Origin of the sequence: Pseudomonas sp. UMAB-40 (assembly GCF_900095275.1) — a bacterium.
Taxonomy (GTDB): Bacteria; Pseudomonadota; Gammaproteobacteria; order Pseudomonadales; family Pseudomonadaceae; genus Aquipseudomonas; species Aquipseudomonas mandelii_B.
Genome location: NZ_LT607556.1, coordinates 266814 through 292277, shown reverse-complemented (window position 1 = coordinate 292277; position 25464 = coordinate 266814). Strand labels below are relative to the sequence as shown.

The 25464-nt window shown below is 59.0% G+C and carries 22 protein-coding genes; 11 read left to right on the top strand and 11 right to left on the bottom strand.

Translation table 11 applies throughout. From position 1 onward, the window contains the following. Positions 1-189 precede the first annotated feature (189 nt). The 6 genes from K0F88_RS11165 (at position 190) to yccS (ending at position 9733) form a co-directional block, all read left to right on the top strand. Positions 190-1632 (top strand): TldD/PmbA family protein, encoded by a 1443-nt coding sequence (locus tag K0F88_RS11165; protein WP_219095101.1) that lies wholly within the window; start codon positions 190-192, stop codon positions 1630-1632. Next, positions 1632-2969: a TldD/PmbA family protein gene (locus K0F88_RS11160; protein ID WP_219095100.1), complete on the top strand. Its 1338-nt coding sequence runs from the start codon at positions 1632-1634 to the stop codon at positions 2967-2969. The genes K0F88_RS11165 and K0F88_RS11160 overlap by 1 nt, the downstream gene beginning before the upstream one ends. 138 nt (positions 2970-3107) lie before the next feature. Next, positions 3108-4535 carry a multidrug transporter subunit MdtD gene (mdtD, locus tag K0F88_RS11155; RefSeq protein ID WP_219095099.1) on the top strand — a complete coding sequence of 476 codons (1428 nt, stop codon included), beginning with the start codon at positions 3108-3110 and terminating at the stop codon, positions 4533-4535. A gap of 105 nt (positions 4536-4640) precedes the next feature. After that, the gene (gene dbpA, locus K0F88_RS11150) at positions 4641-5978 is read left to right on the top strand and encodes an ATP-dependent RNA helicase DbpA (RefSeq protein WP_229801809.1); all 1338 of its coding nucleotides are present in this window, start codon (positions 4641-4643) and stop codon (positions 5976-5978) included. A gap of 160 nt (positions 5979-6138) precedes the next feature. Next, positions 6139-7317, top strand: coding sequence for an NAD(P)/FAD-dependent oxidoreductase (locus K0F88_RS11145; RefSeq protein ID WP_219095098.1), 1179 nt, complete (start codon positions 6139-6141; stop codon positions 7315-7317). A 232-nt stretch (positions 7318-7549) separates the two neighbouring features. Next, positions 7550-9733, top strand: a complete 2184-nt coding sequence (yccS, locus tag K0F88_RS11140; protein WP_219095097.1) for a YccS family putative transporter — start codon at positions 7550-7552, stop codon at positions 9731-9733. A 42-nt stretch (positions 9734-9775) separates the two neighbouring features. On the opposite strand, the gene K0F88_RS11135 is transcribed toward yccS, so the two are convergent. Continuing rightward, complete coding sequence (locus K0F88_RS11135) at positions 9776-10513, bottom strand: ABC transporter substrate-binding protein (RefSeq protein ID WP_094470246.1); 738 nt, start codon at positions 10511-10513, stop codon at positions 9776-9778. A gap of 257 nt (positions 10514-10770) precedes the next feature. On the opposite strand from K0F88_RS11135, the gene K0F88_RS11130 reads away from it, so the two are divergent. Beyond that, positions 10771-11223, top strand: a complete 453-nt coding sequence (locus tag K0F88_RS11130) for a GNAT family N-acetyltransferase (protein WP_094470245.1) — start codon at positions 10771-10773, stop codon at positions 11221-11223. A gap of 126 nt (positions 11224-11349) precedes the next feature. On the opposite strand, the gene K0F88_RS11125 is transcribed toward K0F88_RS11130, so the two are convergent. The 3 genes from K0F88_RS11125 to K0F88_RS11115 are packed head-to-tail and all read right to left on the bottom strand — an operon-like array spanning position 11350 to position 14321. Continuing rightward, complete coding sequence (locus K0F88_RS11125; RefSeq protein ID WP_090178776.1) at positions 11350-11646, bottom strand: helix-turn-helix domain-containing protein; 297 nt, start codon at positions 11644-11646, stop codon at positions 11350-11352. A gap of 13 nt (positions 11647-11659) precedes the next feature. Next, positions 11660-12151, bottom strand: coding sequence for a M48 family metallopeptidase (locus K0F88_RS11120; RefSeq protein ID WP_219095096.1), 492 nt, complete (start codon positions 12149-12151; stop codon positions 11660-11662). 46 nt (positions 12152-12197) lie between these two features. Further along, entirely contained in the window at positions 12198-14321 is a 2124-nt protein-coding gene (locus K0F88_RS11115) for a bifunctional diguanylate cyclase/phosphodiesterase (protein WP_219095095.1), read from the bottom strand. A 323-nt stretch (positions 14322-14644) separates the two neighbouring features. On the opposite strand from K0F88_RS11115, the gene K0F88_RS11110 reads away from it, so the two are divergent. Continuing rightward, the gene (locus K0F88_RS11110) at positions 14645-15313 is read left to right on the top strand and encodes a polysaccharide lyase family 7 protein (protein ID WP_094470242.1); all 669 of its coding nucleotides are present in this window, start codon (positions 14645-14647) and stop codon (positions 15311-15313) included. 592 nt (positions 15314-15905) lie between these two features. Further along, on the top strand, positions 15906-16199 hold the full coding sequence (locus tag K0F88_RS11105) for a fructose-bisphosphate aldolase (protein ID WP_219095094.1): 294 nt from the start codon (positions 15906-15908) through the stop codon (positions 16197-16199). A 128-nt stretch (positions 16200-16327) separates the two neighbouring features. Here K0F88_RS11105 and K0F88_RS11100 read toward each other — a convergent pair whose 3' ends face one another. Continuing rightward, positions 16328-16567 carry a ubiquitin-like protein gene (locus K0F88_RS11100; RefSeq protein WP_219095093.1) on the bottom strand — a complete coding sequence of 80 codons (240 nt, stop codon included), beginning with the start codon at positions 16565-16567 and terminating at the stop codon, positions 16328-16330. 416 nt (positions 16568-16983) lie between these two features. On the opposite strand from K0F88_RS11100, the gene K0F88_RS11095 reads away from it, so the two are divergent. Further along, positions 16984-17340: a hypothetical protein gene (locus K0F88_RS11095; RefSeq protein WP_219095092.1), complete on the top strand. Its 357-nt coding sequence runs from the start codon at positions 16984-16986 to the stop codon at positions 17338-17340. A gap of 493 nt (positions 17341-17833) precedes the next feature. Here K0F88_RS11095 and fba read toward each other — a convergent pair whose 3' ends face one another. The 6 genes from fba to tkt all read right to left on the bottom strand — a co-directional run bounded on the left by fba (position 17834) and on the right by tkt (position 24187). Next, the gene (gene fba, locus K0F88_RS11090) at positions 17834-18898 is read right to left on the bottom strand and encodes a class II fructose-bisphosphate aldolase (protein ID WP_219095091.1); all 1065 of its coding nucleotides are present in this window, start codon (positions 18896-18898) and stop codon (positions 17834-17836) included. A gap of 250 nt (positions 18899-19148) precedes the next feature. Next, positions 19149-19481, bottom strand: a complete 333-nt coding sequence (locus tag K0F88_RS11085) for an MliC family protein (protein ID WP_094470238.1) — start codon at positions 19479-19481, stop codon at positions 19149-19151. Between the two features lie 56 nt (positions 19482-19537). Further along, the gene (locus tag K0F88_RS11080) at positions 19538-19759 is read right to left on the bottom strand and encodes a hypothetical protein (protein ID WP_010466937.1); all 222 of its coding nucleotides are present in this window, start codon (positions 19757-19759) and stop codon (positions 19538-19540) included. 34 nt (positions 19760-19793) lie between these two features. Further along, positions 19794-20957: a phosphoglycerate kinase gene (locus tag K0F88_RS11075; protein WP_077747250.1), complete on the bottom strand. Its 1164-nt coding sequence runs from the start codon at positions 20955-20957 to the stop codon at positions 19794-19796. Positions 20958-20974: 17 nt separating this feature from the next. Continuing rightward, on the bottom strand, positions 20975-22039 hold the full coding sequence (gene epd, locus K0F88_RS11070; RefSeq protein ID WP_219095090.1) for an erythrose-4-phosphate dehydrogenase: 1065 nt from the start codon (positions 22037-22039) through the stop codon (positions 20975-20977). Between the two features lie 150 nt (positions 22040-22189). Beyond that, positions 22190-24187 (bottom strand): transketolase, encoded by a 1998-nt coding sequence (gene tkt / locus K0F88_RS11065; RefSeq protein ID WP_219095089.1) that lies wholly within the window; start codon positions 24185-24187, stop codon positions 22190-22192. Positions 24188-24460: 273 nt separating this feature from the next. On the opposite strand from tkt, the gene K0F88_RS11060 reads away from it, so the two are divergent. Beyond that, positions 24461-25456 carry a metalloregulator ArsR/SmtB family transcription factor gene (locus tag K0F88_RS11060; protein ID WP_219095088.1) on the top strand — a complete coding sequence of 332 codons (996 nt, stop codon included), beginning with the start codon at positions 24461-24463 and terminating at the stop codon, positions 25454-25456. The last annotated feature ends 8 nt before the right edge of the window (positions 25457-25464 follow it).

Sequence of the window (25464 nt, the reverse complement as noted above, 5' to 3'; positions counted from 1 at the left end):
GGAGCGAGCTTGCTCGCGATGGGGCCTGCGGGAACAACACATCTCTTTCTGACACACCCCGGCAATCCCTTCCTACACCGATCCAAGCTTGATCCTACCCCCCGCGCAGGCCTAATCTAGCGCCACGCAATCGTTTCACCCCCTTCGTAACACCGCTACACCGCCACTCCAGACCAAGGAGGTTCCCGAATGTTCGATTTCCACCCCCAGCTCAAGCAGCGCTTCGCTGCCTTGCGCACGGGCGCTGAATTCTTTTCGCTGCGTTATGTGCGCGAGTCCGGCCAGTACCTGTCGGTCCGCAAGAATGTCGCCGAACCTCCAAGCCTGAGCCGTGACGAAGGCGCGATGCTGACCGTGCGCGTCAACGGCGTCGAAGCCTACGCCGCGACCAACGACTTGTCGCAACAAGGCCTGCAAGCTGCGCTGGAGAAGGCCGAGCAACAAGCCCGCCGACTCAAGCCCCACGCCCTGCTCGACCTGAGCGCACAAGTGGTCTCCAGCGACCGCGCCGACTACTTTTCGCCGAACCTCGACCAGCCCTTCCCGTCCCTGAGCGATTGCTACCAACTGCTCGGCGCCGAGTCCGCATCCGTGCCCAAGGACGAGCGACTGGTGAACTGGCAGGTGAGCATCGGCATCACTCATGTCGAACAGATCTACCTCAGCAACGCTGGCGCCGAACTGCGCCAGGCCCAGCGGTTCGTCTACCCGAGCCTGGAAGTCACGGCCTACGACGGCAACGACAGCCAGACCCGAACCCTGGGCCGCGAGAACTTCGGTCAGCAGGGCGGTTTTGATGTGATCAGTCGCTGTGGCCTGGTCGGCGCCGGTCCGAAAATCGCTGATCAGGCACTGCAATTGCTGCTGGCGCCGAACACCCCGAAAGGCCCGCGTGACCTGCTGCTGATGCCGGACCAGATGATGCTGCAGATCCACGAGTCCATCGGTCACCCGCTGGAACTGGACCGCATCCTCGGTGACGAGCGCAATTACGCCGGCACCAGTTTCGTCAAGGCGGAAGACTTCGGTCATCTGCAATACGGCTCGAAACTGCTGAACGTGACCTTCGACCCGGACATTCCCGAGCAACTCGCCAGCTACGGCCATGACGACGACGGCACTGCTGCCAGCAAACAATTCCTGATTAAAGAAGGCTTGCTGCTGCGCCCATTGGGCGGCGCGCTGTCGCAATTCCGTGCCGGCATGGATGGCGTGGCCAACAGCCGCGCCTGCAGCTGGAACCGTCCACCGATCGATCGCATGGCCAACCTGAACATCGAGGCCGGCGATCAACCGCTGGAGCAGATGATCGGCAACATCGAGCACGGCATCTTGATGAGCACCAACCGGTCCTGGTCCATCGACGATGCCCGCAACAAATTCCAGTTCGGCTGTGAATGGGGCCAGTTGATCGAAAACGGCGAACTCAAAGGCGTGGTCAAGAACCCGAACTACCGGGCAATTTCCGCGCACTTCTGGAAAAGCCTCAGCGCCGTTGGCGATGCCAACTCCGTCAAGGTCCTGGGCACGCCGAACTGCGGCAAGGGCGAACCGAACCAGGTGATCCGGGTCGGCCATGCCTCGCCGGCCTGCGTGTTCAGCAACGTTGATGTGTTTGGGGGGGATGCCTGATGAGTACTTCAAAAAGTCAGGCCGATGCGTTCAAGGCCTTGGTCAATTGGCTGCGCGATGCGATTCGCGAGCCGGAACAATTCACTCTCAGTTACGCCGCCGAATCCTCGGCCTTCGTGCGCTTCAACCACGCCAAGGTGCGTCAAGCCGGTCAGGTGCAGCAGGCGAGCGTCGGTTTCAAGCTGATCAACGAGGGCCGGCATGCTGACCTGAACATCACGCTGGCCGGTGATCAGGAAGTCGACCTTCAGCGGCTGGCCGAAGGTCTGCAACAGTTGCGCGAAACCTTGCCGCTGCTGCCGCCAGATCCCTACCTGCTGCTCAACCACAACGGTTGGCAGAGCAAGAATGTTCAAGATCACCCGCTGCCGGACACCGAGCAAGTGGTCGCTGAAATCACTCAGGCGGCCGAGGGGCTGGATCTGGTCGGCTTCTACGCCGCCGGGCCGATCAGTCGTGGATTCGCCAGTTCTTCGGGCGCGTTTGGCTGGCATCAAGCCAACAGCTTCAACTTTGATTTCAGTCTGGTCCATGAAAACGGCCAAGCGGTGAAAGCCAGTTACGCCGGGCACGACTGGAACAGCGAAGGGTTTGCCAGGCGCTTTGCGCAGGCGCGCGAGCAGTTGGCGTTTCTCGGCAGACCGCAACACACCCTGGCGCCCGGTCAGTACCGCGCCTATCTGGCGCCGGCAGCCCTGGGAGAAATCATGGACATGCTGGGCTGGGGCGGTTTCTCGGCACAGTCGATTGCCAGCAAAAACAGTCCGCTGCAGAAGCTGTATGCGGGCGACAGTGCATTCAGCCCGTTGGTGTCGGTTGATGAAAAGGTCAGCGGTTCGTTGAGCCCGGCGTTCTCGGGCGAAGGTTATCCGCGCACCGATCTTGGCTTGATCGTCGAAGGCAAGGCCGGCGCGCAGATGGTCAGTTCACGCAGTGCCGCCGAATACGGCCTGACCGCCAACGGCGCCAGCGGCGGTGAAATGCCGAGCGCAGTGAACATGGCCGCCGGTACGCTGCCTGATGCAGAGATTCTCAAGCAACTGGGCACCGGTTTGTACATCAGCAACCTCTGGTACCTGAACTACTCCGATCAGCCGGCGGCACGCCTGACCGGCATGACGCGCTTTGCGACGTTCTGGGTCGAGAACGGCGAGATTCAGGCGCCGGTGAGCACCATGCGTTTTGATGACAGTGCCTACAGTTTGCTGGGTTCGCAGCTGGAAGCGTTGACGGAGGAGCGTGAGTTGTTGCTGTCGGCCAGCACCTACAGCCAGCGGGCCACGGCCTCGGCGTTGTTGCCGGGTGCGCTGATCAGCCGACTGACCTTGACCCTGTAAGTGCATCGCGGGCAAGCCCGCTCCCACAGGTTCCGGGTTGGATTGCAAATTTTTGATCCACCCAAGATCACTGTGGGAGCGGGCTTGCCCGCGATGAATGCACCTCGGACTCCCTGACTCATACTGACAAGAGGTCCCATGCCCAACCGCCCGCCTCTCGACGCTGTCACCGCCCGCTGGGTGCCGTGGGTCGTCGCCATCGCTTTCTTCATGCAGTCCCTCGACGGGACCATTCTCAATACCGCCCTGCCTGCCATGGCCCGAGACCTGGCCGAAGATCCGCTGCGCATGCAGGGCGTGATCATTGCCTACATGCTCACCGTTGCGCTGCTGATCCCCGCCTCCGGCTGGATCGCCGACCGCTTCGGCACCAAGAAAATCTTCTTCGGCGCGATCCTGCTGTTCAGCCTTGGCTCATTGCTCTGTGCTCTGTCGAGCACCCTGAGCATGCTGATCGGCGCCCGGGTGATTCAGGGCCTGGGCGGGGCATTGATGTTGCCGGTCGGGCGGCTGGTGGTGCTGCGCGCCTATCCGCGCTCGGAGCTGGTGCGGATCATGGGATTTATCACCATTCCCGGCCTGCTTGGTCCGCTGATCGGCCCGACCATGGGCGGCTGGATGGTCGAATACCTGACTTGGCACTGGATCTTCCTGATCAACCTGCCGGTGGGCGCCATTGGTTGCTACGCCGTGTGGAAATTCATCCCCGACCTGCGTGGCACTGAACGCACGCGTTTCGACAGCCTGGGCTTTTTGCTGTTTGGCGCGGCGATGATTCTGATCACCATCGCGATGGAAGGCCTCGGCGAACTGCACCTGCCGCACTTACGGGTGATGTTGCTGCTGTTCGGCGGCATGGCCTGTCTGGCGGCGTATTGGTTGCGCGCCGGGCACATCGATAATCCGCTGTTCGCGCCATCGCTGTTCAAGACCCGGACGTTTGCCGTGGGCATCCTCGGCAACCTGTTCGCCCGCCTGGGCAGCGGCGCTCTGCCGTTCCTCGTGCCGCTGCTGCTGCAAGTGGCGCTGGGTTATTCGCCGTCCCAGGCCGGGATGAGCATGTTGCCGCTGGCGGCGGCAGCGATGGTTGCCAAGTCGGTGGCGCGACCGTTGATCGAACGCTTGGGCTATCGCATCGTGCTCACCGGCAACACTTTGGCGCTGGGGTTGATGCTGGCGAGCATGGGGCTGGTCAGCGAACAAACGCCGTACTGGTTGCTGTTGGTGATGCTATCGATTCTGGGGGCGATCAACTCCTTGCAGTTCACCGCGATGAACACCGTAACCCTGATCGACCTCGACGACGCCAGCGCCAGCAGCGGCAACAGCCTGCTGTCGGTGGTCGCGCAATTGTCTCTCAGCCTTGGTGTTGCCTGCGCCGGCGCCTTGCTCGGCGGTTTTACCGCAGAGATCGGCAACGATGGCGTGGACACGGTGCTGGGTGCGTTCCAGCTGACATTTGTGACGGTCGGAATCATGGCGATGCTGGCCGCGACGATCTTCTCCCAGCTCTCAAAGGAAGACGGACGGCGCGTCAAGCGTCCGGAAGAACACATAGAGCCTTAGGGCGAATGGCCACGGGACTGATACACTGCGCGACATTTTGTTTTGCAGGCCAGTCCCGTGACCACCATCGCCACCGCTTTTAATACTTTGCCGCTGTCCGCCGCCATGCTGGCTAACCTCGACTCTTTGGGTTATGCCGAGATGACGCCGATCCAGGCGCAGAGCTTGCCGGTGATCCTCAAGGGGATGGACCTGATCGCCCAGGCCAAGACCGGCAGCGGCAAGACCGCCGCCTTCGGTGTCGGCCTGCTGAACCCGATCAATCCGCGCTTCTTCGGTTGCCAGGCGCTGGTCATCTGCCCGACTCGCGAGTTGGCCGACCAGGTCGCCAAGGAAATCCGTCGCCTGGCCCGCGCCGAAGACAACATCAAGGTCCTGACCCTGTGCGGCGGCGTGGCTTTCGGTCCGCAGATCGGCTCGCTGGAGCACGGCGCGCACATCATCGTCGGCACCCCGGGTCGTATTCAGCAGCACCTGCGCAAGGGTTCGCTGATTCTCCATGGCCTGAACACGCTGATCCTCGATGAAGCCGACCGCATGCTAGACATGGGTTTCTACGATTCCATCGAAGAAATCATTGCCCAGAGCCCTGAACGCCGCCAGACCCTGCTGTTCTCCGCCACCTACCCGACGGGCATCAAGCAGTTGGCGGCGAAATTCATGCGTAACCCGCAGATCGTGAAAGCCGAAGCGTTCCACGACGATACGCAGATTGAGCAGCGCTTCTACGAAATATCGCCGGAAGAGCGCATGGACGCGGTGGTCAAAGTCCTCGCGCATCACCGTCCGGCGTCCTGCGTCGCCTTCTGCTTCACCAAGCAGCAGGTTCAGGAAACCGTCGACCACCTGACCTCCAAAGGCATTTCCGCCGTCGGCCTGCACGGCGATCTGGAACAGCGTGACCGTGACCAGGTGCTGGCCATGTTCGCCAACCGCAGTACTTCGGTTCTGGTCGCTACCGACGTTGCCGCTCGCGGCCTGGACATCGATGCGCTGGACATGGTGATCAACGTCGAACTGGCCCGTGATTCGGAAATCCACATTCACCGCGTCGGCCGTACCGGTCGTGCTGGCGAGAAAGGCATCGCGATCAGCCTCGTAGCGCCGTCCGAAGCGCACCGCGCCCAGGCCATCGAGCTACTGCAGAAGTCGCCGTTGAGCTGGGATCAGCTGGACAACCTCAAATCCCAGGGCGGCGCACCGCTGCTGCCGGTGATGAGCACGCTGGTCATCGGCGCGGGCCGTAAAGACAAAGTGCGTCCGGGTGACATTCTGGGTGCGTTGACGGGCGATGCCGGTATTCCGGGCGCTCAGGTCGGCAAGATCGCGATTTTCGACTTCCAGGCCTATGTGGCTGTTGAACGCGGGATCGCCAAGCAAGCCTTGCAGCGCCTGAACGACGGCAAGATCAAAGGCCGTTCGTTGCGCGTTCGTATCTTGTAAGAGATCGTCTGCCCGACAGAGATCAAACTGTGGGAGCGAGCTTGCTCGCGATGAGGCCAGTACATTCAACATTGATGTTGTCTGACAGTCCGCCATCGCGAGCAAGCTCGCTCCCACATTGGTTTCCCGGTGAATTTAATATTTGTATGAGGACACCGTTTTGCGCTCTACCGAAGTCGTGATCATTGGCGCTGGCGCCGCAGGGTTGATGTGTGCGCTGACTGCCGCCGGGCGCGGGCGCAAGGTGATGTTGCTCGACCATGCGAACAAGGCCGGCAAGAAAATCCTGATGTCGGGCGGTGGCCGCTGCAATTTCACCAACATGTACACCGAACCGGGCAATTTCCTCTCGCAGAACGAACACTTCTGCAAATCCGCCCTGGCGCGCTACACCCAGTGGGACTTCATCGGCATGGTCGCCAAGCACGGCGTGCCGTACCACGAGAAGAAACTCGGCCAGCTGTTCTGCGATAACAAATCCAGCGACATCCTTGAGATGTTGCTCACTGAATGCGATCAGGTCGGCGTCAGCCTGCACCTGGACACCTCGATCCAGACCATCGAGAAGCTCGAAAGCGGTTACTTGCTGGACACCACGCTCGGTCAACTGACCTGTGAATCCCTGGTGATCGCCACGGGTGGTCTGTCGATTCCGACCCTGGGCGCTACCGGTTTCGGTTATCAAGTGGCCAAGCAGTTCGGTCACGACCTGCTACCGACCCGCGCCGGCCTGGTGCCGTTCACCATCACCGATCAGCTCAAGGAACTGTGCACCGAGCTGTCCGGCACCTCGGTGGATTGCCTGGTGAGCTGCAACGAGCAGAGTTTTCGCGAGAACATCCTGTTCACCCATCGCGGCCTCAGTGGTCCGGCAATTTTGCAGATTTCCTCGTTCTGGGAATCCGGCGACACGGTCGAGATCAACCTGATGCCGGACCACGACGTGCCAAGCTGGCTACAACAGCAGCAAGCCGAACGCCCGAACAGCGAGTTGAAAACCCTGCTCGGTGAAATCTTCACCAAGAAGATGGCCAACCTGCTGGCGGACAACTGGTTCGTCTCCAAACCGATGAAGCAGTACACCCACGCGGAAATCGCCGACATCGCCGAAAAACTGGCGAGCTGGAAAGTGGTTCCTGCCGGCACAGAAGGCTACCGCACTGCGGAAGTGACTTTGTGCGGCGTCGACACTCATGAAGTGTCATCCAAGACCATGGAATCGCTGAAAAGCCCTGGCCTGTATTTCATCGGCGAAGTGCTCGACGTGACCGGGCATCTGGGCGGTTTCAACTTCCAGTGGGCCTGGGCCTCCGGTTACGCTGCCGCGCAGTACGTCTGATACACCGCGTCATCGTTCTTCGCCAGCAAGCCGGCTCCTACAGGTTTTGCGTTCGCCACAAAATCCGGGCATGACGCAAACCCTGTAGGAACCGGCTTGCTGGCGAAGGCGTCCTGGCAGACGACACGGAACTTAAGGAACAGATTTTGCTGTCAGATGTGATCGGCGCCATTGCGTCGGCGTCATTACTGGCTCAATTTAGCGGCATTGCCTCGGAAGGCCTTCGCACTTCATGTCATCGACCTCATTTCGTCAGTCTCTGCGCCGTCTCTGGGCGCTGGATAAATTCAGCTACAGCGTGCGGGTGTTCATCGCCCTGACCGGCAGCATGGCCGTCTGTTGGTATCAGGATGAAATGGGGCTGCTGATCCCGTTGTTCCTGGGGATTATCGCCAGTGCCCTGGCCGAGACCGACGACAGTTGGCAGGGCCGTCTCAACGCGCTGGCTGTGACGCTGGTGTGTTTTCTGGTCGCCGCGTTATCGGTCGAGCTGCTGTTCCCTTATCCCATCTTTTTCATCATCGCCTTCGCCCTCGCCGCCTTCTGCCTGACCATGCTCGGCGCCCTCGGCGAACGCTATGGCGCGATTGCCTCGGCGACGTTGATTCTGTCGGTCTACACCATGATCGGCGTCGATCAGCGCGGCGGTGCGGTCACCGACTTCTGGCACGAACCGGTGCTGCTGGTGGCCGGCGCCGCCTGGTACGGCTTGCTCTCGGTGCTGTGGCAGGCGATGTTTTCCAATCAGCCGGTGCAGCAGAGCCTGGCGCGATTGTTCCGTGAACTGGGTTATTACCTGAAACTCAAAGCGTCGCTGTTCGAGCCGATCCGCCAGATGGACGTGGAAGCGCGTCGACTGGAACTGGCGCAGCAAAACGGTCGAGTTGTCGCGGCACTCAACGCCGCCAAGGAAATCATCCTGCACCGGGTCGGCAATGGACGGCCGGGCTCGAAAGTCAGCCGCTACCTCAAGCTGTACTTCCTCGCTCAGGACATCCACGAGCGCGCCAGCTCGTCGCACTACCCTTACAACGCGCTGGCCGAGGCGTTCTTCCACAGCGACGTGCTGTTTCGCTGCCAGCGCCTGCTGCGCCAGCAAGGCAAAGCCTGCCGGGCGCTGGCGGAATCGATCCAGATGCGCCAGCCGTTCATCTATGACGCCAGCTTCGCCGAAGCGCTGAGCGACCTGCACGCCTCCATCGAACACTTGCGCATCCAGAGCAACCCGGCCTGGCGCGGTCTGCTGCGCTCTTTGCGGGCATTGGCGGCCAACCTCGGCACCCTCGACCGTTTGCTCAGCGACGCCAGCAACCCCGACGCCCTGGCCGACGCCACCGACAGCAGCCTGCTCGACCGTTCGCCGCGCAACCTCAAGGATGTGTGGATCCGCTTGCGCACGCAGCTGACGCCGACCTCGCTGCTGTTCCGTCATGCACTGCGCCTGCCCCTGGCCTTGAGCATCGGCTATGGCATGGTGCACTTGATTCACCCGTCGCAGGGTTACTGGATCATCCTCACCACGCTGTTTGTCTGCCAGCCGAACTACGGCGCTACCCGGCGCAAACTCGGACAGCGGATCATCGGCACCGCGATTGGCCTGACGGTGGCCTGGGCGTTGTTCGACCTGTTCCCGAATCCGCTGATCCAGTCGTGCTTCGCGATCGCCGCCGGGGTGGTGTTCTTTATCAACCGCACCACCCGCTACACGTTGGCCACGGCCGCGATCACCTTGATGGTGCTGTTCTGCTTCAATCAGGTCGGTGATGGTTACGGGCTGTTCCTGCCGCGATTGTTCGATACCTTGCTCGGCAGCTTGATCGCCGGGCTGGCGGTGTTCCTGTTCCTGCCGGACTGGCAGGGCCGACGACTGAACAAAGTGCTGGCCAATACACTGACCTGCAACAGCATTTACCTGCGCCAGATCATGCAGCAGTACGCCGCCGGCAAGAGCGACGACCTGGCGTATCGCCTGGCCCGTCGCAATGCGCACAACGCTGACGCGGCATTGTCGACGACGCTGGCCAACATGCTCATGGAGCCGGGGCATTTCCGTAAGGAAGCGGATGTCGGGTTTCGCTTCCTGGTGCTGTCGCACACCTTGCTCAGCTACTTGTCGGGCTTGGGTGCGCACCGTGAAACCCAGTTACCGCCGGATGTTCGCGAGCATTTGATCGACGGCGCGGGCGTGAGCCTGGCGGCCAGCATCGACGAGATCGCCCAAGGGTTGGCGAGCAAACAGCCGATTGCAATTCAGAGCGATGCCGAAGAGGCGCTGGCCAATGAGCTGGAGCAGATGCCGGATGAGATCGATGAAGGGCAGCGGTTGGTACAGACGCAGTTGGCGTTGATCTGCCGGCAGTTGGGGCCGTTGCGGACGTTGGCGGCGCATCTCATCAAGGACACCAGCGAAGCTTGAGGTTTGTCGTGACTGGACGGGCCCTATCACACATCTTCGGCTCTACATCCCATGCTGCTTCATCAACCGCTCATAACTGCCATCAGCCTTCATCTCGGCAATCTCGCGATCGAAACCGGCGACGATCTGTTCATGCTGCGGATTTTTCAGGCTGACCAATATGTGCAAGCTGTTCTCGCTCAACGCCTTGGGCAAGAACTCCACGGCATTGCGCACTTTGGATGATTCCCGAGCCAGGTAATAACGGGCGACGTATTCGTCTTCCAGCGTCAACTTGACCCGGTCCGCCGCGACCATGCGCACGGCCATGGCGAAGTTATGCACCGGGACTTTCTGCAACGACACATCGTCGTCGAATTCTGATGAATAGGCATAACCGCGCACCACTGCAATCGGGTAAGTGTGCAATTGCTGCAAGTTGTTGTATTCGATGGGCGCGTCTTTGCGCTTGAGAAAGCGCACACGGTTGAGCAGATACTCGCCCGAGAACTGGCCCAGCTTGGTGCGATCATCGGTGTACCAGGCATTGACCAGCACGTCGTAACGGCCCTCGCCGACGCCGAGCAACGCTCGCGCCCAGGGCACCTGCTCGAAATCACTGGCGTAACCGGCCCGTGCCAGCGCAGTGCTGACGATGTCGGTGGCCAAGCCACCGTTGACCAGCGTGGCGTCTGTAAACGGCGGCCAGGCGTCGGCGACCAGACGCAGCTTTTCTGCTGCCGCGCTCTGTGTCAGCAACAGCAGCACGATCAAAGCAAACGCTCGATGCAATCGCGGCATGCCAGAAAATCCTTAGCGGGCGGGCTGCCCGGCGTGTTTTTCAGCCAAAACTCCAAGACACATGTATCAGCACCCAGGTACTCAACATTAGCTCATTGGAGCCACTGCACTGCGCTCAATCGCAGATTACACAAAGAAGACAGCGCCGCGCGAAATGAATGATGGCATTTTGGCCTTTGTCACAGATTTCTCCGCCATAAAGACATCTATCGCCAGGACGCCTAGTATCCGAAGGACGTTGCTCAAGGAAAGTGAAGATGACAATCGATTGGGTCTGCAAACACCACAGCGATCTGGGGAAAGAGCAGCTGTACGCCATTCTCCAGTTACGCGCGGAAGTGTTCGTCGTTGAACAGAAATGCGTCTATCAGGATGTCGATGGCCAGGATCTGGAAGGTGACACCTGCCATTTGATGGCGTGGGACGAGGATCGGCTGGTGGCCTATCTGCGCTTGCTCGACCCGGAAACACAGGGCGGCGACGTGGTGATCGGGCGGGTGATTATTGCGCCTGGCGCCCGTGGCACCGGGCTGGGCCACGAGTTGATGGCCCAGGCGTTGAAGCAGGCCGGGAAACGCTGGCCTGAGGTGCCGATCTATCTCTCGGCCCAGGCGCACTTGCAGGGGTATTACGGACGGTACGGGTTTGTGGTGTCGGGTGAGGAGTTTCTGGAGGATGACATTCCGCATATCGGGATGCGTCGTCCTTAAGGGCTTCTTCGCGGGCAAGTCGAATCGTCGCACCGCCGCTCCCACAGGAATTTCACCGTACCTGTGGGAGCGGCGGTGCGACGATTCGACTTGCCCGCGATAGCGTCAGCGGCAACACTGAAAATCTCAGGGATACTCGAGCACCGCTTTAATCTGCCGCAAATTGCGCTCGATCCACCCCCGATCAATCGCCCCCCACTCGCGAATCCGATAGCGCCCCGCATGATTGCGCGCGCCCTCTTCCTGTTCGAACTCGCAAATGATGTCCAGGTCCGCCAACGCGGCAATCGTGTCCTGCGCCGTGCGCCGGGGCATGCCGGTCACTTCGGTCAGCGCCGGGACGCTGCTGGCCAACCCGCTGTCGATCAGGTACGCCACGTACAACCGGCGATAGAAGCTGCTCTTGGTCTTGCTTACATCCATTCAAACACTCCCTTTACTGCATATCCCGCCACGTCAGGTACACCCGCAGGTCAAATTCCACCTGGTGATACCCCGGCAACATGTGTTCGCAGAGCTTGTAGAACGCCTTGTTGTGATCCGACTCTTTAAAGTGCGCCAGCTCATGCACCACGATCATTTTCAGAAACTCGGAGGGCGCTTCCTTGAACAACGAGGCCACCCGGATTTCCTTCTTGGACTTGAGCTTGCCGCCCTGCACCCGCGAGATTGTCGTGTGCAGGCCAAGGGCGCGATGGGTCAGGTCGAGGCGGTTGTCGAACAGCACCTTGTCGATGGCCGGCGCGTTGCGCAGGTATTCCTGCTTGAGGTCCAGCGCAAAGGTGTACAGCGCCTTGTCGCTCTGCACCGCGTGTTTTTCCGGGTAGCGCTGGCTCAGGTAGTCGCCCAGCCGACCTTCGGCGATCAGCTGGCGCACCTGGTCCTGCAACGCAGCGGGATAGGCCTGGAGGTATTTCAACGCGGTCATCAGGGTCGGCAACACGAATCACGAAAAGGTCGCCAGTGTAGCGAATTCAGCGGGTCAGCGCGCTCCAGTCAAACGGCGCCACAAAGTCGCCGGCATCCTCGGCCATCATCGGTCGCCCCACCAGAAAACCTTGCACGTACTGGCAGCCGTTGGCTTGCAGCCATTCATATTGCGCAACGGTTTCCACCCCTTCGGCAATCACCAGCATCCCGTATTGCTTGCACAGGTCGATCACATTGCGCACCAGTGCCGCATCTCGTTCGGACGCCGGCAATCGGGCGATCAAATGCCGATCAAACTTAAGCGTGTCCAGCTCCAGGTCGCGCAGATGCGCCAGCGAGCAAGGTCCGGAGCCGAAGTCATCCAGCGCCACCCGCACCCCGAGATTGCGCAGCAAGCGCAGGGTCTTGCGGGTTTCTTCGGGGTTTTGCATCAACGCTTCTTCCGTCACTTCGACTTCCAGATAACGCGGCTGCAAGCCATGACGCTCAAGCACCTGGCGCAACTCAGTGACCAGGTTGGGCATGCCGAACTGGGTGCTGCTCAAACTGACGCCCAGCACCAGATCTTCGGCAAACAAGGTTTCCCAGGCTTTGCGCTGCTCGGCCCCGCGATGGTAAATCCAGCTGCCCAGACGACTGATCAGCCGCGCCTCTTCCAGCAATGGCAAAAACAGCCCCGGCGGCACGTCGCCGACGCTCGGGTGCTGCCAGCGCAGCAGCGCTTCGAAACCACGAATCTGCCCGCTGTCTATCGCCACCTGCGGCTGATACACGAGGTTGAAATCACGGTTCTCAATGGCGGCGCGAACGCTTTCTTCGAGCATCAGCCGCGAGCGCGCCCGGCCATTCATGTCGTGGTCGTAGAAACGGTATTGCTGACGGCCGGCTCGTTTGGCTTCGTACATGGCAATGTCCGACGCACGCAGCAAGCCGTCGAGGTTCGAACCGCAATCCGGGTACGTGGCGATGCCGATGCTGGCGCCCAAGGCGATATCCAGACCATCAATCTGCTGACAGATCGACACCCGTTCAATGAGCTTCTCGGCGATCTTCGCCGCTTGCTCCGGGAACTCCAGATCCAGCAGCGCCGTGAACTCATCGCCACCCATGCGCGCCAGAATGTCGAAGGGGCGCAGACAGGCTTTCAATTGCTCGGACACCCAACGCAGCACCCGGTCGCCGGCATCGTGGCCGAGGGAATCGTTGACGCGCTTGAAGCCGTCGAGGTCCAGGTACAGCAGCACCCAGGCGCTGTCGGACCGTTCACCGCGCAACAGCAGATTCTCCACCGTCTGGTAAAAGCCGCGACGATTGAGCAGCCCGGTCAGCGGATCCGTCACCGCTTGGAATTCCAGTTGCTGATGCAGATGGCGCACCACCGACATATCCAGCACCGTCACCACCATCGCATGTTGTTCGCTGGGCAATGGCGCACAAGACAGCGCCACCGGCACTTGCTGGCCGGGCGCCGTTCGCAGCAGCGCGTCGTGCAGGCGCAGGGTTTCGCCGCGCTTGTAGCCGGTGTAAAAGTCAGAGTCTGCCCAGACCGGGATGTGCGGCTTTTGCAGGAAATCCAGAAATTCCCGGCCTTGCAGGTCTTGCACTGTGGCATTGAGCAACCGCGACATCGCCGGGTTGGCAAAGCGGATCAGACCGTCCTCACCCACCACCAGGATGCCTTCGGCGGCGTTGTCCAGCACCGAGGCATTAAACGCACGCGCGACCTCCAGATCGCGGCTCAGGCGCTGCAACGCACGGCGATTGCGCTGATGCTCGAGCAACGCCTGAACTTTTGGCTTGAGAATCTGCGGGTCGAACGGCTTGAACAGGTAATCCACCGCACCACTGGCATAGCCCTTGATCACGGCGTCCTGGGATTGTTCGTTGGCGGTCAGGAAAATAATCGGTGTGAGGCGGGTTCGCTGACTGCCGCGCATCAGGCGCGCCACTTCAAAACCATCCATGCCGGGCATCTGCACATCCAGCAGCACCAGGTCGACATCGTGCTCGAGTAAAAGACTGAGGGCTTCAAAACCGGAATTCGCGGTAATGACCTGCCAATCCTGGCGCTGGAGCAACGCGCGCATGCTGATCAGGTTTTCAGGGTAATCATCGACGATTAAAAGGATCGAGCTGCCTTCAGCTGGCGTGTGTTGCGCGCATTCCATGCTGCTTCTCTTATTCGGGGCGTCAGGCCGGTTTCTCGTGAAAACCGGACAAATACTGAGCCTTCACTCTAGACCGGGATCCGCAAAAGCAGAAGCTGTCAGTGCGCCATCATTTAACCATCACGTACATTTGCCGACTAACGGTCGCTTCTACAGCCCCCTGAAACCGGGAAAGATGGCCTTTTAACAGGATTTTGACGCCATCCATCTGTCATTTACGCATTAACAAATTGAACTTCTGCGCTTATAAGGATTGCCCCCAAGGCGCGTGCCAGAGCTTCTGGCACGGGCGTGCAGCAAAAAAATCGTGGAAGCTTTTGACTATGATCGATCTCGCAACCTGGAACCTGAGTGTTCCCGTTGGCAATCCGCCGTACACCGTTGACACCCCCAAACTGGTGAAAGGCTTCAAGGATCAATACTTCCATTCCGACACCGGCACATTGTTTTTCTGGTCCCCGGTCACCGGTTCCAAAACTGAAAACGCAAAATACCCACGCACCGAACTGCGCGAAACCTACAGCAACGGCACCCTGAAAAACTGGCTCTACCCGGACGCCGACAACTCACTGCGTGCCACCCTCGCGGTCAACCAGGTACCGAGCTCAGGCAAAATCGTCATCGGCCAGATCCACGCCTATGAAAGCCAGAAACCCTTGGTGAAGCTCGAGTATCAGTACAAGACCAGCACGCAGTCCGGAAACATCGTCGCCAAGGTGCGAATGCGCCCGGATGACGGTGAAGGGCGGGTCATCACCATCGCCACCGGGGTGAAACTTGACCGGGAGTTTTCCTACCTCATCCACCTGAGCCCGGGCGGCGCGCTGGGCATCAGTGCGGCGGGTTACCAGTGGGACACCGACATCAGCAAGACCTGGCGCGACAAGCCGCTGTACTTCAAGGCCGGGGTCTATGTGCAAGATCACACCGGGTACACCAGCGAAGGCGGGAAAGTGACGTTCAGCAAGCTGGATATTGATCACGACAAGTAAAAACACCTCTGCCTCTGTAGCCGCTGTCGAGCAACGCGAGGCTGCGTCCGAGGACGAAGTCCTCGCAATCTCTTGACGACTGCTGCGCAGCCGGACGCAGCCTCGACAGCTGCTACAGCTGCTACAGCGTCCGAAAAAAGTGTAGGACGCCTCCGACTGTGGCGAGGGAGCTTGCTCCCGCTGGGCTACGAAGCAGCCCCAAATCCTGCCACCTGATTCCCCCAGACACACCACCCCCCCGATTTACGGCGCCTGCGTCGCCGAACAGGAGCGAGTGCCCTTGCCACAATGACCGCATACACGTCCTACAGCCCGGTTGCGACTGCCAAAATTGCTGCCTAAAGTTGGCCTGTCGCTGACCATTGTTGGCGATAGGGTTTCGCAGCCCTGACGATACGTGTAGTAACCTAGCGCCTCGAAAGAAGGGGCGCGTAAACGCTCGCCCTCTTTTTTATGGTGGCTGTGTGTGGGAGACCTTCGGGTCTGCCGGGTTCCTCGTATCCCTGGTCTGCGAACCCGCACATAGCTACCACCTAATTCGTTTCGCAGCGAACGGCAGTAGCTCTTCTTTTAGATTCGAGGAGCTTTACTTATGACAATGAACAACCCGCCCCGCCGCTTCACCCCCATGTCCCAACTCACCACCGATTACCCCGTCCTGCTCATCGACAGCGACGCCCCGCTACGCGAGCTCCACAACTGCGTCAGCGAACGCCTCAATGCCGTTCTCAAATACCTGAACCTCATGGCCTGTACCAGCCTGCCGGACTATGCCGAGAACGACATCAACACCGTCACCAACGTTGCCCGAATCATGGTTCAGGACATTGCCGATGTATTTGGGGTGATTGAACAGCGCGGGTTTGATACACCTAAAGCTAAGTAGCCGATATTCAGGTAATAAAAACCCGCATTTATGCGGGTTTTTATGGAACGAAGGTGGAACAAGGGCCGTAGATATATTTATATCAGATTGAGACCGGTTAATGGGCACTCCCTTTTATTTCCTTTTTTTCACAATCGAACCACTAACTGCAGTGTCGAATCTGGCTGAATATTGTAATCCGCCAATGTACGCCCGTCTTCAAGTTGCTTACCGGAAAAAATCAAACGCTGCAGGTCCGGTGGAATGCCTTCTTTATCTTGATAACGGGCTTTTACATTTTCGATAGTGTCCGACGGCTGAACCTCCAACGTTACCGTCTTGACTACATTTGTTACGGAGCCTTGGACTTGCTGAACTACAACTTTCATACACCCTCTCTTAAAAACAAGTAGAAAATAAAGCGAACACATCAAATTGGAACAACTCTATTAATCCGCCTCATTCCTTTTTATCGAATTAGGAAGCCAAACGATAGCCAGCAGCCCGCGTTACATCACCTGTAATAAATGCCAGTTTTTCATACAATTTCGAAATAACATATATCGCCAGACACACCATTGCACTGACCAAGAAAACGCATCTACTTTTAGACCATACCGCCCAAATAAACCCACTCCACTTTCACTGTTTTAATCGTGCCTATAGCAAAAAGACATTAAAAACTGTCAACTCTTACAGGTGACCCCACCTACTCATCAAGCTAATCTGGCCTACGCAATACATGAAAATAGAATCGGACACACAAACAACTCAGTTACCCCCATAACTTCTGAAGGTATCTGCCATGCGCACGCATACAAAAAACATCGTTTTCTTTATTAGTATGTTTGCCTCCATAACCGGTGCAGGCAACACCTTAGCCGGGCAGTGCGACGATGATTGGTATCAGAGTTCGGCAAGCAAATACTGCTCCTTGAAGACGCAACCAATACCGACCGCACCTCCTAGCGACCGTTACAGTGATTTTAACTGCGACATTCATGTCTCCTGCCTCTCTGGCGGAACACATCCAGAACAAGAAAACAGTTGGAACACCAGGGAAGTAAATAACAGAATTGAAACAACCAGATCGTTCCCTTTCAACTTTGTAAAATCAATCGTCAACTGCAATGGAGATTTGAGAACCGGCGCCTGTCCTTAATACGCAATACAACCAGGAGAAAAATCGAAAAATAAAGCCACTTGTTTCAAAATCGCAACAAAGCGCCTTTCAACACTATCTGGAGAATAAAAATATGGCCGGACCCAACGGAGAGTTTTGCGACAATGCTAAAGGTGTCTGTATAGAAATCACATACGCCAATGAAAGCACTGGAAAAATGAAGGGAATACTAAAGGAAAACGGGTATCACTACACAGTGAATGGTTGGTACCAGCACGTCAAACCTAGCCTTACCATTATAAATTTCACAACGGAGAACTCAGGGGTAGAGGACACGTGGACCATGAATGCAGGTAGGCCATGCACTGAAATTTGGGGCATAAGATCATATAAAGTCGAAGACGACTCTTTAGCATCCAAGGAATACACGCTCAAAAAAAAATAAGCGTTGTTAGCGAAGGAAAATCTTTTGCCATTCTTTATTCTGCCAATAAAAAACCCGCATCGCTGCGGGTTTTTTATAACCGAGAACTTAGTTAACCTTAGCGTTCAACTCACCCTTCAAATACCGCTGATACATCGCTTCCAACGAGATCGGCTTGATCTTCGAAGCATTACCGGCAGTACCGAAAGCCTCATAACGTGCGATACACACATCACGCATGGCAGTAACAGTCGCGCCGAAGAATTTGCGTGGGTCGAATTCGCTCGGATTGGTCGCCATCAACCGACGCATCGCACCGGTCGAAGCCAGACGCAAGTCAGTATCAATGTTGACCTTACGCACGCCGTGCTTGATGCCTTCAACGATCTCTTCAACCGGCACGCCGTAGGTTTCTTTGATGTCGCCGCCGTACTGGTTGATGATCGCCAGCCAGTCTTGTGGAACCGAAGACGAACCGTGCATCACCAGGTGGGTGTTCGGGATGCGTTTGTGGATTTCTTTGATGCGGTCGATGGCCAGCACGTCGCCGGTAGGTGGCTTGGTGAATTTGTACGCGCCGTGGCTGGTGCCGATAGCGATGGCCAGGGCGTCGACCTGGGTGCGTTTGACGAAGTCAGCGGCTTCTTCCGGGTCGGTCAGCATTTGGCTGTGATCCAGAACGCCTTCGGCGCCGATGCCGTCTTCTTCACCGGCCATACCGGTTTCCAGAGAACCCAGGCAGCCCAGCTCGCCTTCTACCGATACGCCGCAGGCGTGAGCCAGGGCCACGGTTTGTTGGGTAACGCGCACGTTATAGTCGTAGTCGGTCGGGGTCTTGCCGTCTTCGCCCAGGGAACCGTCCATCATCACCGAGCTGAAACCCAGTTGAATGGAGCGCTGGCAGACGTCAGGGCTGGTGCCGTGGTCCTGGTGCATGCACACCGGGATGTGCGGAAATTCTTCGATTGCCGCCAGGATCAGGTGACGCAGGAATGGGGCGCCGGCGTATTTGCGAGCACCGGCCGAGGCCTGGACGATCACCGGGGAGTCAGTCTTGTCAGCGGCTTCCATGATGGCGCGCATCTGCTCAAGGTTGTTGACGTTGAAGGCTGGAACGCCGTAGCCGAACTCGGCTGCGTGGTCCAGCATCTGGCGCATGCTGATAAGTGCCATTGTGTGTGTCTCTCCCGGTTGAGGGTCGTTAATCGTGCCAGCCTGCCGGAGCGGCGGCGGCTATTCAAGTTATTGCAGATCGGGGGTTGGCCCGGGCTGCGAATTCGGTGGTGCAAAATCTTCAATACTGCACAGAACCCTGTGGGAGCGGGCTTGCTCGCGAATGCGGATGCACATACAACATTAATGCAAGCTGACCCACCGCTTTCGCGAGCAAGCCCGCTCCCACATTAGGTCCGTGGTGTTTCAATTACTGCGCTTTACAACCGCGGCCAATCAAATCATTGGTGGCGACCCAGTACACCAGGCCTTCCTCACCTTTTACGTGAAACGCCAACATGTCGTTGCTGTACAGCGAACCTTCGGCGCCCGGTTCAAGCTTCAAGCGGTAGACCTGATCGGCCCCGCCGAGGCGCACGTCGACTTGCTTGCGGCTGTCGTCGGTGTAGCGCCAGAGCACTTTGGCCTGGCTGTCGCAGGTCCAGGTGGTCCAGTTGTCCGTCGATTCGGCAGGCTTGAACAGGTTGAAATTCGAGCAACCGGCCAGCAATGCCAACGCCGTAACGGCGATAAAACCTTTCATCCATGTTCCTCGACTGACGGCGCACGCCGCCAGCCCTGAGTAAAGAGTCTGACCCGTCAAGGGCAACCATGTTCCTTGGCCGGGGTCTGGGTCTCGTATTTCTCCAGGCCATCAGGCCCGGACCGCTTGTTGATCACCGGGTTGGTTTCCGCTTGCCAGTCGGCCTGGTAGCAGCCTTTTTCCACCGACTGCGGCGCAGGTTCCGGCTTGGCTTTCGGGTTACTCCCGCAAGCCACCAGCATACCCGCGGCGATCAACAGCGCTAATGGCTTGACCATGAGAACACTCCTTTGCGTGGCCAAATGAATGACCTCAGCCTTTGGCCCGGCTTTCCAGGACTTCAACGGCAGGCAAAACCTTGCCTTCCACGAACTCGAGGAACGCGCCGCCACCGGTAGAAATGTAGGAGATCTGATCGGCAACGCCATATTTATCGATGGCAGCCAGGGTGTCGCCGCCGCCAGCGATCGAGAACGCCGAGCTTTCCGCGATGGCCTGGGCCAGCACTTTGGTGCCGTTACCGAACTGGTCGAATTCGAACACGCCCACCGGGCCGTTCCACAGGATGGTCTTCGACGACTTCAGCAGCTCGGCGAAATTCGCCGCGGTCTGCGGGCCGATGTCCAGGATCATGTCGTCGGCAGCCACGTCAGCAATCAGCTTGACGGTAGCGGTCGCGCTTTCAGCGAATTCCTTGGCAACCACCACGTCGACCGGCAGCGGCACGCTGACCTTGGCGGCGATGGCGCGAGCGGTGTCGAGCAGGTCTGGTTCGTACAGGGACTTGCCGACCGGATGACCGGCAGCGGCCAGGAAGGTGTTGGCAATACCGCCGCCGACGATCAGCTGGTTGCAGATCTGGCTCAGGCTGTTCAGCACGTCGAGTTTGGTCGAGACCTTGGAACCGGCAACGATGGCAGCCATCGGCTGGGCCGGGGCGCCAAGGGCTTTGCCCAGTGCGTCCAGCTCAGCAGCCAGCAGCGGGCCAGCGGCGGCGACTTTGGCGAACTTGGCCACGCCATGGGTCGAACCCTCGGCGCGGTGAGCGGTGCCGAAGGCGTCCATCACGAACACGTCGCACAGGGCGGCGTATTGCTGGGCCAGTTCGTCAGCGTTCTTTTTCTCGCCCTTGTTGAAGCGCACGTTTTCGAACAGCACGATGTCGCCGGCCTTGACGTCGACGCCGCCCAGGTAGTCAGCGACCAGCGGCACTTCACGGCCCAGGGCCTTGCTCAGGTAGTCAGCGACGGGCTTGAGGCTGTTCTCGGCCGAGAACTCGCCTTCGGTCGGACGGCCAAGGTGCGAGCAAACCATTACGGCCGCGCCTTTTTCGAGGGCCAGCTTGATGGTCGGCAGCGAAGCCAGGATTCGCGCATCGCTGGTGACTACACCGTCCTTGACTGGGACGTTGAGGTCTTCGCGGATCAGTACACGCTTACCTTGCAGATCGAGGTCGGTCATCTTCAACACGGTCATGGGTCGCATTTCCTGAGTTACGGTTTCTGAGAAACAGAGAGTGGAGAAGCTGTTTGCAGATAGTGTTCTGCAACGTCCAGCATTCGGTTGGCAAACCCCCATTCGTTATCGAACCAGGCCAGGATGTTCACCAGCCGTGGGCCGGAAACTCGGGTCTGACTGGCATCGACGATGGCCGAATGTGGGTCATGATTGAAATCACAGCTTGCATGGGGAAGCTCGGTGTAGGCCAGAAGCCCCTTGAGCGGGCCGCTGGTGGCGGCCTCGCGCAGAATCCGATTGACTTCGGTGGCATCGGTGTCGCTCACGGTCTGCATCGTAATGTCGAGGCAAGACACGTTAACCGTCGGCACCCGCACGGCTTTGGCCTGAATTCGCCCGGCAAGTTCCGGCAGCAGGCGTTCGATGCCACGAGCCAGACCAGTGGACACCGGAATCACCGACTGGAACGCCGAACGCGTGCGGCGCAGGTCTTCGTGATGATAGGCGTCGATGACCGGCTGATCGTTCATCGCCGAGTGAATGGTGGTGATCGACACGTATTCCAGACCAATGGCCTGATCCAGCAGGCGCAACAGCGGCACGCCGCAGTTGGTGGTGCAGGACGCGTTTGAAACCAGCAGCTCGTCGCCGGTCAGGCAATCCTGGTTCACGCCGTAGACGATGGTGGCGTCGACATCCGCCTCGCTGGCCATCGGCTGGGAAAACAGCACACGCGGCGCGCCGGCATCAAGGAAGCGCTGGCCATCGGCACGGGTGTGGTAAGCGCCGGAGCACTCCAGCACCAGATCGACGCCCAGGGACGCCCAATCGATCCCTTCGGGGGTGGCACTGCGCAGGACTTTCACGCAGTCACCATTAATATGCAGACAATCGCCCTCTACTCGCACTTCGCCGGGAAATCGCCCGTGAGTGGAGTCGAAGCGTGTTAGGTATTCGATGCTGGCCATGTCAGCCAGATCGTTGATCGCGACAATTTCAAACCCGGCCGTCGAGCCTCGCTCAAACAACGCACGCAAGACGCAACGACCAATCCGGCCGTAGCCGTTGAGTGCAACTTTGTAAGGACGCGGTTGAGGCATGGGGTTCTCGATTACCGTGGTGAATCCTTTGATTCAGTATTGCCTGAACCGACGCTATCGCGAGCAGGCTCGCTCCCACAAGGACTGCATCAATCCTGTGGGAGCGAGCCTGCTCGCGATGGCGTCAGCTCAGACGACACATTTTCTGGATCAGTCTTCCAGCAGCTCTTCAGCCTGACCCAGGATGTTTTCCAGGGTAAAGCCGAACTCTTCGAACAAGGCCGGCGCAGGCGCCGACTCGCCGTACGTGGTCATGCCGATCACGCGGCCTTCCAGGCCCACGTACTTGTACCAGTAGTCCGCGTGCGCGGCTTCGATGGCGATACGGGCGCTAACCTGCAACGGCAGAACCGCTTGCTTGTAGCCAGCATCCTGGGCATCGAACACGCTGGTGCATGGCATCGAAACAACACGCACCTTGCGACCTTGCTCGGTCAGCTTGTCGTAAGCCTGAACCGCCAGGCCCACTTCCGAACCGGTAGAGATCAGGATCAGCTCAGGCTCGCCTTCGCAATCCTTCAACACGTAACCGCCACGGGCGATGTCAGCGATCTGCAGCGCGCTGCGATCCTGGTGCTGCAGGTTCTGACGCGAGAAGATCAGCGCCGAAGGGCCGTCCTTGCGCTCGATGGCTGCTTTCCAGCAAACGGCCGATTCAACGGCATCGGCTGGACGCCAGGTGTCGAGGTTCGGCGTGCTGCGCAGGCTGGTCAGTTGCTCGATCGGCTGGTGAGTCGGACCGTCTTCGCCCAGACCGATGGAGTCGTGGGTGTAGACGAACACCACGCGCTTCTTCATCAGCGAAGCCATGCGCACGGCGTTGCGAGCGTATTCCATGAACATCAGGAAGGTGGCGCCGTAAGGCACCAGACCGCCGTGCAAGGCCACGCCGTTCATGATCGCGCTCATGCCGAATTCGCGAACGCCGTAGTACATGTAGTTGCCGCTGGCGTCTTCAGCCGAAACACCTTTGCAACCTTTCCACAGGGTCAGGTTGGAACCGGCCAGGTCAGCGGAGCCGCCCAGCAGTTCAGGCAACAGCGGGCCATAGGCATTCAGTGCGTTCTGGCTGGCTTTACGGCTGGCGATGGTTTCGCCCTTGGCCGCGACTTCAGCGATGTAAGCCGAGGCTTTTTCCGCGAAGTCTTCCGGCAGATCGCCGCCCAGGCGACGGACCAGTTCGTTGGCCAGCTCAGGGAAAGCTGCGGAGTAGGCAGCGAAACGCTGATCCCACTCGGCTTCGGCCGCGCGGCCGGCTTCCTTGGCGTCCCACTCGGCGTAGATGTCAGCCGGGATTTCGAACGGACCGTGGTTCCATTTCAGAGCAGCACGGGTCAAGGCGATTTCCGCGTCACCCAATGGGGCGCCGTGGCAGTCTTCTTTGCCTTGCTTGTTCGGCGAACCGAAACCGATGGTGGTCTTGCAGCAGATCAGGGTTGGCTGATCGCTTTTGCGCGCGGTTTCGATCGCGGTCTTGATCTCTTCCGGGTCGTGACCGTCGACGTTGCGGATCACCTGCCAGTTATAGGCTTCGAAACGCTTCGGCGTGTCATCGGTGAACCAGCCTTCGACTTCGCCGTCGATGGAGATGCCGTTGTCGTCATAGAAAGCGATCAGCTTGCCCAGGCCCAACGTACCGGCCAGGGAGCCGACTTCGTGGGAAATGCCTTCCATCATGCAGCCATCACCCAGGAACACGTAGGTGTGGTGATCGACAACATTGTGGCCAGGACGGTTGAACTGCGCGGCCAGGACTTTTTCAGCCAGGGCGAAACCGACGGCGTTGGCCAGGCCTTGGCCCAGCGGACCGGTGGTGGTTTCAACGCCCGGGGTGTAGCCGAATTCCGGGTGACCCGGAGTGCGGCTGTGCAATTGGCGGAAATTTTTCAGGTCATCGATCGACAGGTCGTAGCCGGTCAGGTGCAGCAACGAGTAGATCAGCATCGAGCCGTGACCGTTGGACAGCACGAAGCGGTCACGGTCGGCGAACGATGGATTGCTCGGGTTGTGCTTCAGGTAGTCACGCCAAAGTACTTCGGCGATATCCGCCATACCCATCGGGGCACCGGGATGGCCGCTGTTGGCTTTTTGCACGGCATCCATGCTGAGGGCACGAATGGCGTTGGCACGCTCACGACGGCTGGGCATCGCTGTTCTCCTGCGGGTTCTGAATCGAGAGTGAATAAAACGAATCGGAAAAAAGGCGAGCATTTTCCCTCACCGGGCCGCCTCGGGGCAATGACAGATAGTCATCTGGAGGCGTTTTTCCAATTGTTAACAGCGGTTTCGACTGATGAAACCTTTCTGCAGTTCGTTTGTTGACTGAACCTAACGTCTGGAAGTGCCATCTATCGACCAATATCAAAACTTTTTGATATTGCCCTTGCGGTGATTTCTGAGCGTCACTAGACTGCTGGCCTTATGAATTTACGTGTGCCTTCCATTCGACATGACGATTGCGATGAGCTGGCGGCCCTGTGCAAGGCCGGCGGCGATCCTCTGCGGCTGAATGTATTGCGCGCGCTGGCCAACGATTCGTTTGGCGTACTGGAACTGGCGCAGATCTTCGGGATTGGTCAGTCCGGCATGAGTCACCACCTCAAGGTCCTGGCCCAGGCCGACCTGGTGGCGACCCGCCGTGAAGGTAACGCGATTTTCTACCGTCGCGCCCTGCCTCACACCGACCTGCTGGGCGGCAAGCTGCACGCCGCCTTGCTCGAAGAAGTGGACAACCTGACGTTGCCGGCCGATGTGCAGGCGCGGATCGCTCAGGTCCATGGGCAACGCGCGGCGGCCAGCCAGGACTTTTTCTCACGGGTGGCGGAGAAATTCCGCGCCCAACAAGACTTGATCGCCGGCCTGCCGCAGTACCGCGAAAGCGTGGTGGCGCTGCTCGACAAGCTGAGTTTCAGAGACGGCGCGACGGCCATTGAAGTCGGCCCCGGCGACGGTGAATTCCTGCCGGAACTGGCGCGCCGCTTCACCGAGGTCACGGCGCTGGACAACAGCCCGGCGATGCTCGAACTGGCGCGTCAGGTCTGCGAACGTGAAACGCTGGCTAACGTCAGCCTGCAACTGGCCGATGCATTGAATGGCGTCAGCCTTCAGGCCGATTGCGTTGTACTGAACATGGTGCTGCACCATTTCGCCGCGCCGGCCGAAGCGCTCAAGCACATGGCCGACTTGCTGCAACCGGGCGGTAGCCTGCTCGTGACAGAGTTATGTAGCCACAACCAGAGTTGGGCCAGGGAGGCCTGCGGTGATCTGTGGTTGGGGTTTGAACAGGACGATTTGGCCCGTTGGGCCACCGCTGCGGGACTCGTTCCCGGGGAAAGCCTCTATGTAGGCTTACGTAATGGTTTCCAGATCCAGGTCCGCCATTTTCAGCGACCGGCTGGCGACACCCACCATCGGTAAATTCAGGA